The sequence below is a fragment of the Flavobacterium sp. W1B genome, assembly GCF_047344965.1.
Taxonomy (GTDB): domain Bacteria; phylum Bacteroidota; class Bacteroidia; order Flavobacteriales; family Flavobacteriaceae; genus Flavobacterium.
In genome coordinates, this window is the sequence record NZ_CP178845.1 from 1,227,467 (window position 1) to 1,243,222 (window position 15,756).

Genomic DNA, 15,756 nt, shown 5'->3' on the forward strand with positions numbered 1-15,756 from the left:
AGGTTTTTCTAATATTTTCGACGGTTTTTTAAAAGTAGGTTTAGTCTTATGTTGATTTATTTCTTAAAGTAGTTAAATTTGGGATTTTACACGAAGTCTTTTGTGTGTAAAAATGTGTTTTTTGTAGTAAAATAGATAGTTTAAATGCGTCTTTAATGTAGTTCATCTATAGAAAAATGCTGTTTACCGATAATTAGAAATAAAACATCTTTATTGTTTTGTGTTATATTTAATTAGTGTATTTTCGCACACCTAAATATCTGATTGTTAAACTTAAGGGTAATATTTATCCTTTGAAATAAATAGTATGAAACCTACTGAATTACATAGAGATCAATTGTTTCTGCAATTATTCTCAGTCGCAAATTCTTCAGGCGACAATTTATTTGTTAAATCATTCATTGTTAACGGTTTTGGGTTTTTGTCGGAATTTGATTCCTAGTTTGTTGCTGGGCTAGAGGAGTTTTAAGAAAGGGAGACAGCTAAAACTGGATTCTTTCTTTTGATTTCAACTCGCGCTACAATACTGTTTTAATCCCCAAGATTTCCGGATTGAATTGCGCAAAAATAGTGCTACGGACATATTTGGTATGACCATTCAATCCTTAGCATTTTTAAAAATTAAACATCATTGCTTATATGCAAAATTTCACTCCTTTAAAAAATAAGATCTTATTTCACTTTATTTTTTTCTTATTCTCACTTCCTATTTTTGCGAAAGTGTTTGGCAGTATTGTTTCATCGAGAACGTATAAAAGCAATTGCGAAACTCTTATTTCAGGATATGCATTGTCGGTTTTGACTTATTCGGCTGATAGGATCACTTGGGTTGATGATCTTTTGTTGGACACCAGACTTAACCGTGTTCTTTAGTAAATGATGATTTAAAATGAGCTGATTGCTCTCTGTTTTTTGTTGGTGTTTTTGATGAAAATTGTTTGTGAAACGCCCCAAAGGATTAAAAAATAATACAATATGAAAAAAAAATACGCTGATACTAGAATAAATTTATTGTCCTTTCCAAAAGTATTAAACCAATTTTGTTTATCGTTGATGGTTTTGTTTTTTGTTTCGTTTGCTAATGCCGCAACGATTACAAGCACAGCAGCCGGAGGAAATTGGAATGCTACAACAACATGGGTTGACGGGGTAGTACCACTTGCTACAGATGATGTTGTTATAGCAAATGGTTCAACAGTAACACTTGATGTGGATATTTCTGTTAATAGCTTGTCTATTTCCGGGACATTGAAGCTGAAGACTCTTAGTATTATAAATACGCAATTGGTTGTTGTCACCTCTGGTGGAACAATTTATTTTGATAAATCTGTACTTAAACTACCTTTAAATGCAAGCCTGTATTTACAAAATGGTCAAAATAGTTTGACAGGGTCTTGTAATAATAATGACGAAATAAAGGTAGGGGATAAATTATATGCTGTTTGTAAAGGTACTGGGAATAGTGAGGCAGACTTATTTTATACAATTGAGGTTGCTGGAGGTATCAATGTTGTTACGGCAGGAGTAATAGGGACATCACAAACGATTTGTAATGGAGGCATTCCAGCTACTTTGACATCTACTACAGCGGGTACAGGTCCAGGAACAAATACATACGAATGGCAAACAAATGCAAGTGGTAGTTATGTTACTATTCCGAGCGCAACTAGTGAAACTTATTCTCCACCAGCTTTAACATCGACAACAAGTTACCAGAGACGAACGGTTTCGGTTGCTGGGGAGCATTTTTTTTATTCGGGATATACTACTCCTGTGACTATAACGGTAGTAGCCAAACCAACAACAGCCAATGCTGGTGCTGATCAAATATTGTGTAATGCACCGTCTTATGGATTTATTTTAAACGGGAATCAGCCAACAGTTGGTACAGGTGCATGGTCTACACCAGATGGTTCGGTTGCGTTTTATAATGTAACGGCTTATAATTCAGCTGCAGATGTTGCTCCTGGCGTGACTGGAAGGGCAGTCTGGACAATAACTAACGGACCCTGTGCCTCTTCAGACGAAGTCATAATACAAAGGGGGTCGGCAACTGTGCCAACGGCAACATCTCCTCAAACTTTTTGCTCAGGCGCTACAGTGGCTAGTTTAGTTGCCACAGGAACTGCTTTAAAATGGTACGCAGCTTCAACTGGTGGTACAGCTTTGCCAGGCACTGATGTATTGACAACAAAAAACTACTATGTTTCACAAAACTCTGGCAGTTGCGAGAGTGCTAGAACATTGGTAGCTGTAACGGTTAATGCCTCGCCTACGATTTCAGCACCTAATGTAGGTTCTGTTTGTAGTGGAAACACATATTCTAGCGGTACAATAACCTTAACAGGCACCACATTTGACTGGGTTCGTGCGGGTGTTGCAAATGTTAATGGTGCTGCTGCTGGAGCAGGAGGAACAGGTATTGCGAAGGCTACAGGATTCTCTGAAACCTTGACAAATTCAACTTCATCAGCTATTAATGTTATCTATGTTTTAACTCCAAAATCGGCTTCTGGATGTTCAGGGACTCCGTTCAATTTAGTTGTTACTGTAACTCCGAAACCGACTAAAGTATCCACACCAGTTACAATCTGTTCAGGAGCAACTTATACTTGGTTAGTAAACGGAACAGCATACACAACAGCGGGAACTTATTTGGTAAGCAACGACGGCTGTACGGCAGACCAAGAATTGGTATTGACTGTAACTCCGAAACCGGCTAAAGTATCCACACCAGTTACAATCTGTTCAGGAGCAACTTATACTTGGTTAGTAAACGGAACAGCATACACAACAGCGGGAACTTATTTGGTAAGCAACGACGGCTGTACGGCAGACCAAGAATTGGTATTGACTGTAACTCCGAAACCGACTAAAGTATCCACACCAGTTACAATCTGTTCAGGAGCAACTTATACTTGGTTAGTAAACGGAACAGCATACACAGCAGCGGGAACTTATTTGGTAAGCAACGACGGCTGTACGGCAGACCAAGAATTGGTATTGACTGTAACTCCGAAACCGGCTAAAGTATCCACACCAGTTACAATCTGTTCAGGAGCAACTTATACTTGGTTAGTAAACGGAACAGCATACACAGCAGCGGGAACTTATTTGGTAAGCAACGACGGCTGTACGGCAGACCAAGAATTGGTATTGACTGTAACTCCGAAACCGGCTAAAGTATCCACACCAGTTACAATCTGTTCAGGAGCAACTTATACTTGGTTAGTAAACGGAACAGCATACACAGCAGCGGGAACTTATTTGGTAAGCAACGACGGCTGTACAGCAGACCAAGAATTGGTATTGACTGTAACTCCGAAACCGACTAAAGTATCCACACCAGTTACAATCTGTTCAGGAGCAACTTATACTTGGTTAGTAAACGGAACAGCATACACAACAGCGGGAACTTATTTGGTAAGCAACGACGGCTGTACGGCAGACCAAGAATTGGTATTGACTGTAACTCCGAAACCGACTAAAGTATCCACACCAGTTACAATCTGTTCAGGAGCAACTTATACTTGGTTAGTAAACGGAACAGCATACACAGCAGCGGGAACTTATTTGGTAAGCAACGACGGCTGTACGGCAGACCAAGAATTGGTATTGACTGTAACTCCGAAACCGACTAAAGTATCCACACCAGTTACAATCTGTTCAGGAGCAACTTATACTTGGTTAGTAAACGGAACAGCATACACAGCAGCGGGAACTTATTTGGTAAGCAACGACGGCTGTACGGCAGACCAAGAATTGGTATTGACTGTAACTCCGAAACCGGCTAAAGTATCCACACCAGTTACAATCTGTTCAGGAGCAACTTATACTTGGTTAGTAAACGGAACAGCATACACAACAGCGGGAACTTATTTGGTAAGCAACGACGGCTGTACGGCAGACCAAGAATTGGTATTGACTGTAACTCCGAAACCGGCTAAAGTATCCACACCAGTTACAATCTGTTCAGGAGCAACTTATACTTGGTTAGTAAACGGAACAGCATACACAACAGCGGGAACTTATTTGGTAAGCAACGACGGCTGTACGGCAGACCAAGAATTGGTATTGACTGTAACTCCGAAACCGACTAAAGTATCCACACCAGTTACAATCTGTTCAGGAGCAACTTATACTTGGTTAGTAAACGGAACAGCATACACAGCAGCGGGAACTTATTTGGTAAGCAACGACGGCTGTACGGCAGACCAAGAATTGGTATTGACTGTAACTCCGAAACCGGCTAAAGTATCCACACCAGTTACAATCTGTTCAGGAGCAACTTATACTTGGTTAGTAAACGGAACAGCATACACAGCAGCGGGAACTTATTTGGTAAGCAACGACGGCTGTACGGCAGACCAAGAATTGGTATTGACTGTAACTCCGAAACCGGCTAAAGTATCCACACCAGTTACAATCTGTTCAGGAGCAACTTATACTTGGTTAGTAAACGGAACAGCATACACAGCAGCGGGAACTTATTTGGTAAGCAACGACGGCTGTACAGCAGACCAAGAATTGGTATTGACTGTAACTCCGAAACCGACTAAAGTATCCACACCAGTTACAATCTGTTCAGGAGCAACTTATACTTGGTTAGTAAACGGAACAGCATACACAACAGCGGGAACTTATTTGGTAAGCAACGACGGCTGTACGGCAGACCAAGAATTGGTATTGACTGTAACTCCGAAACCGACTAAAGTATCCACACCAGTTACAATCTGTTCAGGAGCAACTTATACTTGGTTAGTAAACGGAACAGCATACACAGCAGCGGGAACTTATTTGGTAAGCAACGACGGCTGTACGGCAGACCAAGAATTGGTATTGACTGTAACTCCGAAACCGACTAAAGTATCCACACCAGTTACAATCTGTTCAGGAGCAACTTATACTTGGTTAGTAAACGGAACAGCATACACAGCAGCGGGAACTTATTTGGTAAGCAACGACGGCTGTACGGCAGACCAAGAATTGGTATTGACTGTAACTCCGAAACCGGCTAAAGTATCCACACCAGTTACAATCTGTTCAGGAGCAACTTATACTTGGTTAGTAAACGGAACAGCATACACAACAGCGGGAACTTATTTGGTAAGCAACGACGGCTGTACGGCAGACCAAGAATTGGTATTGACTGTAACTCCGAAACCGACTAAAGTATCCACACCAGTTACAATCTGTTCAGGAGCAACTTATACTTGGTTAGTAAACGGAACAGCATACACAGCAGCGGGAACTTATTTGGTAAGCAACGACGGCTGTACAGCAGACCAAGAATTGGTATTGACTGTAACTCCGAAACCGGCTAAAGTATCCACACCAGTTACAATCTGTTCAGGAGCAACTTATACTTGGTTAGTAAACGGAACAGCATACACAGCAGCGGGAACTTATTTGGTAAGCAACGACGGCTGTACGGCAGACCAAGAATTGGTATTGACTGTAACTCCGAAACCGACTAAAGTATCCACACCAGTTACAATCTGTTCAGGAGCAACTTATACTTGGTTAGTAAACGGAACAGCATACACAGCAGCGGGAACTTATTTGGTAAGCAACGACGGCTGTACAGCAGACCAAGAATTGGTATTGACTGTAACTCCGAAACCGACTAAAGTATCCACACCAGTTACAATCTGTTCAGGAGCAACTTATACTTGGTTAGTAAACGGAACAGCATACACAGCAGCGGGAACTTATTTGGTAAGCAACGACGGCTGTACAGCAGACCAAGAATTGGTATTGACTGTAACTCCGAAACCGACTAAAGTATCCACACCAGTTACAATCTGTTCAGGAGCAACTTATACTTGGTTAGTAAACGGAACAGCATACACAACAGCGGGAACTTATTTGGTAAGCAACGACGGCTGTACAGCAGACCAAGAATTGGTATTGACTGTAACTCCGAAACCGACTAAAGTATCCACACCAGTTACAATCTGTTCAGGAGCAACTTATACTTGGTTAGTAAACGGAACAGCATACACAGCAGCGGGAACTTATTTGGTAAGCAACGACGGCTGTACAGCAGACCAAGAATTGGTATTGACTGTAACTCCGAAACCGACTAAAGTATCCACACCAGTTACAATCTGTTCAGGAGCAACTTATACTTGGTTAGTAAACGGAACAGCATACACAGCAGCGGGAACTTATTTGGTAAGCAACGACGGCTGTACGGCAGACCAAGAATTGGTATTGACTGTAACTCCGAAACCGGCTAAAGTATCCACACCAGTTACAATCTGTTCAGGAGCAACTTATACTTGGTTAGTAAACGGAACAGCATACACAGCAGCGGGAACTTATTTGGTAAGCAACGACGGCTGTACGGCAGACCAAGAATTGGTATTGACTGTAACTCCGAAACCGACTAAAGTATCCACACCAGTTACAATCTGTTCAGGAGCAACTTATACTTGGTTAGTAAACGGAACAGCATACACAACAGCGGGAACTTATTTGGTAAGCAACGACGGCTGTACGGCAGACCAAGAATTGGTATTGACTGTAACTCCGAAACCGGCTAAAGTATCCACACCAGTTACAATCTGTTCAGGAGCAACTTATACTTGGTTAGTAAACGGAACAGCATACACAGCAGCGGGAACTTATTTGGTAAGCAACGACGGCTGTACGGCAGACCAAGAATTGGTATTGACTGTAACTCCGAAACCGACTAAAGTATCCACACCAGTTACAATCTGTTCAGGAGCAACTTATACTTGGTTAGTAAACGGAACAGCATACACAACAGCGGGAACTTATTTGGTAAGCAACGACGGCTGTACAGCAGACCAAGAATTGGTATTGACTGTAACTCCGAAACCGACTAAAGTATCCACACCAGTTACAATCTGTTCAGGAGCAACTTATACTTGGTTAGTAAACGGAACAGCATACACAGCAGCGGGAACTTATTTGGTAAGCAACGACGGCTGTACGGCAGACCAAGAATTGGTATTGACTGTAACTCCGAAACCGGCTAAAGTATCCACACCAGTTACAATCTGTTCAGGAGCAACTTATACTTGGTTAGTAAACGGAACAGCATACACAACAGCGGGAACTTATTTGGTAAGCAACGACGGCTGTACGGCAGACCAAGAATTGGTATTGACTGTAACTCCGAAACCGGCTAAAGTATCCATACCAGTTACAATCTGTTCAGGAGCAACTTATACTTGGTTAGTAAACGGAACAGCATACACAGCAGCGGGAACTTATTTGGTAAGCAACGACGGCTGTACGGCAGACCAAGAATTGGTATTGACTGTAACTCCGAAACCGACTAAAGTATCCACACCAGTTACAATCTGTTCAGGAGCAACTTATACTTGGTTAGTAAACGGAACAGCATACACAGCAGCGGGAACTTATTTGGTAAGCAACGACGGCTGTACAGCAGACCAAGAATTGGTATTGACTGTAACTCCGAAACCGACTAAAGTATCCACACCAGTTACAATCTGTTCAGGAGCAACTTATACTTGGTTAGTAAACGGAACAGCATACACAACAGCGGGAACTTATTTGGTAAGCAACGACGGCTGTACGGCAGACCAAGAATTGGTATTGACTGTAACTCCGAAACCGGCTAAAGTATCCACACCAGTTACAATCTGTTCAGGAGCAACTTATACTTGGTTAGTAAACGGAACAGCATACACAACAGCGGGAACTTATTTGGTAAGCAACGACGGCTGTACGGCAGACCAAGAATTGGTATTGACTGTAACTCCGAAACCGACTAAAGTATCCACACCAGTTACAATCTGTTCAGGAGCAACTTATACTTGGTTAGTAAACGGAACAGCATACACAGCAGCGGGAACTTATTTGGTAAGCAACGACGGCTGTACGGCAGACCAAGAATTGGTATTGACTGTAACTCCGAAACCGGCTAAAGTATCCACACCAGTTACAATCTGTTCAGGAGCAACTTATACTTGGTTAGTAAACGGAACAGCATACACAGCAGCGGGAACTTATTTGGTAAGCAACGACGGCTGTACGGCAGACCAAGAATTGGTATTGACTGTAACTCCGAAACCGGCTAAAGTATCCACACCAGTTACAATCTGTTCAGGAGCAACTTATACTTGGTTAGTAAACGGAACAGCATACACAGCAGCGGGAACTTATTTGGTAAGCAACGACGGCTGTACAGCAGACCAAGAATTGGTATTGACTGTAACTCCGAAACCGACTAAAGTATCCACACCAGTTACAATCTGTTCAGGAGCAACTTATACTTGGTTAGTAAACGGAACAGCATACACAACAGCGGGAACTTATTTGGTAAGCAACGACGGCTGTACGGCAGACCAAGAATTGGTATTGACTGTAACTCCGAAACCGACTAAAGTATCCACACCAGTTACAATCTGTTCAGGAGCAACTTATACTTGGTTAGTAAACGGAACAGCATACACAGCAGCGGGAACTTATTTGGTAAGCAACGACGGCTGTACGGCAGACCAAGAATTGGTATTGACTGTAACTCCGAAACCGACTAAAGTATCCACACCAGTTACAATCTGTTCAGGAGCAACTTATACTTGGTTAGTAAACGGAACAGCATACACAGCAGCGGGAACTTATTTGGTAAGCAACGACGGCTGTACGGCAGACCAAGAATTGGTATTGACTGTAACTCCGAAACCGGCTAAAGTATCCACACCAGTTACAATCTGTTCAGGAGCAACTTATACTTGGTTAGTAAACGGAACAGCATACACAGCAGCGGGAACTTATTTGGTAAGCAACGACGGCTGTACAGCAGACCAAGAATTGGTATTGACTGTAACTCCGAAACCGGCTAAAGTATCCACACCAGTTACAATCTGTTCAGGAGCAACTTATACTTGGTTAGTAAACGGAACAGCATACACAGCAGCGGGAACTTATTTGGTAAGCAACGACGGCTGTACAGCAGACCAAGAATTGGTATTGACTGTAACTCCGAAACCGACTAAAGTATCCACACCAGTTACAATCTGTTCAGGAGCAACTTATACTTGGTTAGTAAACGGAACAGCATACACAACAGCGGGAACTTATTTGGTAAGCAACGACGGCTGTACGGCAGACCAAGAATTGGTATTGACTGTAACTCCGAAACCGACTAAAGTATCCACACCAGTTACAATCTGTTCAGGAGCAACTTATACTTGGTTAGTAAACGGAACAGCATACACAACAGCGGGAACTTATTTGGTAAGCAACGACGGCTGTACGGCAGACCAAGAATTGGTATTGACTGTAACTCCGAAACCGGCTAAAGTATCCACACCAGTTACAATCTGTTCAGGAGCAACTTATACTTGGTTAGTAAACGGAACAGCATACACAACAGCGGGAACTTATTTGGTAAGCAACGACGGCTGTACGGCAGACCAAGAATTGGTATTGACTGTAACTCCGAAACCGACTAAAGTATCCACACCAGTTACAATCTGTTCAGGAGCAACTTATACTTGGTTAGTAAACGGAACAGCATACACAGCAGCGGGAACTTATTTGGTAAGCAACGACGGCTGTACAGCAGACCAAGAATTGGTATTGACTGTAACTCCGAAACCGACTAAAGTATCCACACCAGTTACAATCTGTTCAGGAGCAACTTATACTTGGTTAGTAAACGGAACAGCATACACAGCAGCGGGAACTTATTTGGTAAGCAACGACGGCTGTACGGCAGACCAAGAATTGGTATTGACTGTAACTCCGAAACCGGCTAAAGTATCCACACCAGTTACAATCTGTTCAGGAGCAACTTATACTTGGTTAGTAAACGGAACAGCATACACAGCAGCGGGAACTTATTTGGTAAGCAACGACGGCTGTACGGCAGACCAAGAATTGGTATTGACTGTAACTCCGAAACCGACTAAAGTATCCACACCAGTTACAATCTGTTCAGGAGCAACTTATACTTGGTTAGTAAACGGAACAGCATACACAACAGCGGGAACTTATTTGGTAAGCAACGACGGCTGTACGGCAGACCAAGAATTGGTATTGACTGTAACTCCGAAACCGGCTAAAGTATCCACACCAGTTACAATCTGTTCAGGAGCAACTTATACTTGGTTAGTAAACGGAACAGCATACACAGCAGCGGGAACTTATTTGGTAAGCAACGACGGCTGTACAGCAGACCAAGAATTGGTATTGACTGTAACTCCGAAACCGACTAAAGTATCCACACCAGTTACAATCTGTTCAGGAGCAACTTATACTTGGTTAGTAAACGGAACAGCATACACAGCAGCGGGAACTTATTTGGTAAGCAACGACGGCTGTACGGCAGACCAAGAATTGGTATTGACTGTAACTCCGAAACCGGCTAAAGTATCCACACCAGTTACAATCTGTTCAGGAGCAACTTATACTTGGTTAGTAAACGGAACAGCATACACAACAGCGGGAACTTATTTGGTAAGCAACGACGGCTGTACGGCAGACCAAGAATTGGTATTGACTGTAACTCCGAAACCGACTAAAGTATCCACACCAGTTACAATCTGTTCAGGAGCAACTTATACTTGGTTAGTAAACGGAACAGCATACACAGCAGCGGGAACTTATTTGGTAAGCAACGACGGCTGTACGGCAGACCAAGAATTGGTATTGACTGTAACTCCGAAACCGACTAAAGTATCCACACCAGTTACAATCTGTTCAGGAGCAACTTATACTTGGTTAGTAAACGGAACAGCATACACAGCAGCGGGAACTTATTTGGTAAGCAACGACGGCTGTACGGCAGACCAAGAATTGGTATTGACTGTAACTCCGAAACCGGCTAAAGTATCCACACCAGTTACAATCTGTTCAGGAGCAACTTATACTTGGTTAGTAAACGGAACAGCATACACAGCAGCGGGAACTTATTTGGTAAGCAACGACGGCTGTACAGCAGACCAAGAATTGGTATTGACTGTAACTCCGAAACCGGCTAAAGTATCCACACCAGTTACAATCTGTTCAGGAGCAACTTATACTTGGTTAGTAAACGGAACAGCATACACAGCAGCGGGAACTTATTTGGTAAGCAACGACGGCTGTACGGCAGACCAAGAATTGGTATTGACTGTAACTCCGAAACCGACTAAAGTATCCACACCAGTTACAATCTGTTCAGGAGCAACTTATACTTGGTTAGTAAACGGAACAGCATACACAGCAGCGGGAACTTATTTGGTAAGCAACGACGGCTGTACGGCAGACCAAGAATTGGTATTGACTGTAACTCCGAAACCGACTAAAGTATCCACACCAGTTACAATCTGTTCAGGAGCAACTTATACTTGGTTAGTAAACGGAACAGCATACACAGCAGCGGGAACTTATTTGGTAAGCAACGACGGCTGTACAGCAGACCAAGAATTGGTATTGACTGTAACTCCGAAACCGACTAAAGTATCCACACCAGTTACAATCTGTTCAGGAGCAACTTATACTTGGTTAGTAAACGGAACAGCATACACAGCAGCGGGAACTTATTTGGTAAGCAACGACGGCTGTACGGCAGACCAAGAATTGGTATTGACTGTAACTCCGAAACCGGCTAAAGTATCCACACCAGTTACAATCTGTTCAGGAGCAACTTATACTTGGTTAGTAAACGGAACAGCATACACAACAGCGGGAACTTATTTGGTAAGCAACGACGGCTGTACGGCAGACCAAGAATTGGTATTGACTGTAACTCCGAAACCGACTAAAGTATCCACACCAGTTACAATCTGTTCAGGAGCAACTTATACTTGGTTAGTAAACGGAACAGCATACACAGCAGCGGGAACTTATTTGGTAAGCAACGACGGCTGTACGGCAGACCAAGAATTGGTATTGACTGTAACTCCGAAACCGACTAAAGTATCCACACCAGTTACAATCTGTTCAGGAGCAACTTATACTTGGTTAGTAAACGGAACAGCATACACAGCAGCGGGAACTTATTTGGTAAGCAACGACGGCTGTACGGCAGACCAAGAATTGGTATTGACTGTAACTCCGAAACCGACTAAAGTATCCACACCAGTTACAATCTGTTCAGGAGCAACTTATACTTGGTTAGTAAACGGAACAGCATACACAGCAGCGGGAACTTATTTGGTAAGCAACGACGGCTGTACGGCAGACCAAGAATTGGTATTGACTGTAACTCCGAAACCGGCTAAAGTATCCACACCAGTTACAATCTGTTCAGGAGCAACTTATACTTGGTTAGTAAACGGAACAGCATACACAACAGCGGGAACTTATTTGGTAAGCAACGACGGCTGTACGGCAGACCAAGAATTGGTATTGACTGTAACTCCGAAACCGGCTAAAGTATCCACACCAGTTACAATCTGTTCAGGAGCAACTTATACTTGGTTAGTAAACGGAACAGCATACACAACAGCGGGAACTTATTTGGTAAGCAACGACGGCTGTACGGCAGACCAAGAATTGGTATTGACTGTAACTCCGAAACCGACTAAAGTATCCACACCAGTTACAATCTGTTCAGGAGCAACTTATACTTGGTTAGTAAACGGAACAGCATACACAGCAGCGGGAACTTATTTGGTAAGCAACGACGGCTGTACGGCAGACCAAGAATTGGTATTGACTGTAACTCCGAAACCGGCTAAAGTATCCACACCAGTTACAATCTGTTCAGGAGCAACTTATACTTGGTTAGTAAACGGAACAGCATACACAGCAGCGGGAACTTATTTGGTAAGCAACGACGGCTGTACGGCAGACCAAGAATTGGTATTGACTGTAACTCCGAAACCGGCTAAAGTATCCACACCAGTTACAATCTGTTCAGGAGCAACTTATACTTGGTTAGTAAACGGAACAGCATACACAGCAGCGGGAACTTATTTGGTAAGCAACGACGGCTGTACAGCAGACCAAGAATTGGTATTGACTGTAACTCCGAAACCGACTAAAGTATCCACACCAGTTACAATCTGTTCAGGAGCAACTTATACTTGGTTAGTAAACGGAACAGCATACACAACAGCGGGAACTTATTTGGTAAGCAACGACGGCTGTACGGCAGACCAAGAATTGGTATTGACTGTAACTCCGAAACCGACTAAAGTATCCACACCAGTTACAATCTGTTCAGGAGCAACTTATACTTGGTTAGTAAACGGAACAGCATACACAGCAGCGGGAACTTATTTGGTAAGCAACGACGGCTGTACGGCAGACCAAGAATTGGTATTGACTGTAACTCCGAAACCGACTAAAGTATCCACACCAGTTACAATCTGTTCAGGAGCAACTTATACTTGGTTAGTAAACGGAACAGCATACACAGCAGCGGGAACTTATTTGGTAAGCAACGACGGCTGTACAGCAGACCAAGAATTGGTATTGACTGTAACTCCGAAACCGACTAAAGTATCCACACCAGTTACAATCTGTTCAGGAGCAACTTATACTTGGTTAGTAAACGGAACAGCATACACAACAGCGGGAACTTATTTGGTAAGCAACGACGGCTGTACGGCAGACCAAGAATTGGTATTGACTGTAACTCCGAAACCAGTAGCTGGTGTTAATGGAAGCTTAGCAGTAGCTGCAGGAGCGATACCAAGTGATTCGCAATTATTTGCACAATTGGGCGGAACACCTGATGGAGGTGGAATCTGGACAAATGTTGGAAATATCTATACCTACACAGTAAAGGCTACTTCACCATGTACAGTTGATGCGACAGCTACAATAACGGTAACGGCAGTAAACACGCCGCCAACGATGAATGATTTTACAAATCCTGCCTTAATTAAAAACAATACGGCTCAAGCTATTTTGCCATTAATAGTAACGGATGCTGAGGGCGGACCGCTTACTTATGTGATTAAATCACTACCGGATCCGGCATCAGGGGTTTTAACCTTAAATGGTCTTCCTTTGATTATAGGTCAGGAATTAACCCAAGCCCAAGCAGCCTTGCTGCAATTTACGCCAAAGTCAACTTATGCTGGCAATAAAGCAAGTTTCAAGGTGACCGCTAAGGGCAATGGAGGATTAGAGAGTGCTGTGGCAACAATCACTATTCCATTGGTGGAGGCAGAATCTCCAAGTATTGCGTTGAAGAAATCAGCGGTATTGAACGATGAAAATGGGGATGCCTCAACACAAGTGGGTGAGACGATAACCTATACTTTAGTGGTAACCAATGCGGGTAATGTAGCTTTGACTAATGTAATTGTAAAGGATGCGATGCTCGGTTTTGACACAACAGCTGCTTCAATAGTATTAGCTGTTGGAGAAAAGAAAGAGTACGAGCTGACGTATGCAATAACCCAAGCGGATATAGACAGAGTTGAAGTTGTCAATAAAGCTACGGCAACAGGGAATAGTCCAAAAGGATTCTTGGTATCTGCTGAGGATATTGTTAATACAGGTCTTAAGTTAGTATTGCCTGAAAATGTAGTGAAAGTCTATAATGCAGTATCTCCAAACGGGGATGGATTAAATGATATCTTTAGGATAGAAGGACTGCAATCTTATCCGGTAAATACAGTTGAAATTTACAATCGCTGGGGAGTATTGGTATTCGAACGCGAAAATTACAATAATGATGACAGGGCTTTCAAGGGAATATCAGAAGGGCGTGTGACGGTAAAACAATCAGAAGAATTACCAACAGGAACTTATTTCTATATTCTTAAATACATGGATAATGGTTCTAATACGGTCAGTCAATCAGGTTATTTGTATATAAACCGATAAAAACTAATAGCCGGGGGAGGACAATCCCTCGGTATTATAAAAATATTATGAGAGAGAAGTTTACACTACTATTTTTATTTTTTTTAACCACTGTTGGTTATGCTCAACAAGATTCGCAGTTTACACAATATATGTACAACACGATCAATGTCAATCCAGCTTATGCGGGATCGCGGGAAGCTATGAGTGTTTTTGTCTTGCATCGAGCCCAATGGGTGGGACTTGGCGGGGCTCCGGTGACCAATACAGCCTCAATTCACACTCCCATAAATGGCAGCGATGTGGGACTTGGTGTTTCTATTGTCAATGATAAAATAGGTCCTTCGGATGAGAATAGTATCTCTGCCGATTTTTCTTACACGATACCAACTTCTGATGATTTCAAATTGTCTTTTGGATTGAAAGCAACTGCTAATTTACTCAATATCGATTTCAGTAAATTGAATCAATATGATTTGAATGATTATCAATTTGAAACCAATATTGATAATAGATTTTCTCCTAATATTGGTGCGGGTGTCTATTTGCATTCGGAGAATAGTTATATCGGACTGTCAGTTCCTAATTTTTTAGAAACCAAACATTTCGATAGATATGCAGCCAAGGGAGCTAATAGTCATGTCGCCGTTGAGAACATGCACCTTTACTTAATTGCAGGACATGTTTTTGATTTAAGTTATGATGTAAGATTCAAGCCTTCGGTACTTGCAAAGATGGTGCAAGGTGCTCCAGTTCAGTTAGATTTGTCAGGAAATTTTTTGTTTAATGAAAAATTTATGGCTGGTTTATCCTACCGATGGAGTGCTGCCCTTAGCGGTTTGGTTGGTTTTTATGCAAGTGATTCTTGGTTCATTGGCTATAGTTATGATATGGAAACCACTCGATTAGAAAATTACAACTCAGGTTCTCATGAGATCTTTTTAAGATTTGAGTTATTTAATAGGTACACTAGAATGGCTTGTCCTAGGTTTTTTTAATACTAAA

The 15,756-nt window shown here is 42.4% G+C and carries 2 protein-coding genes; both read left to right on the forward strand.

Features of this window, described 5'->3' with window-relative positions; all coding sequences use genetic code 11:
- The first annotated feature begins 975 nt into the window (after positions 1–975).
- Positions 976–14,772, forward strand: a complete 13,797-nt coding sequence (locus tag ACMDB5_RS05415; RefSeq protein ID WP_413999995.1) for a gliding motility-associated C-terminal domain-containing protein — start codon at positions 976–978, stop codon at positions 14,770–14,772.
- A 47-nt stretch (positions 14,773–14,819) separates the two neighbouring features.
- The gene (locus tag ACMDB5_RS05420) at positions 14,820–15,749 is read left to right on the forward strand and encodes a type IX secretion system membrane protein PorP/SprF (RefSeq protein WP_413999996.1); all 930 of its coding nucleotides are present in this window, start codon (positions 14,820–14,822) and stop codon (positions 15,747–15,749) included.
- The last annotated feature ends 7 nt before the right edge of the window (positions 15,750–15,756 follow it).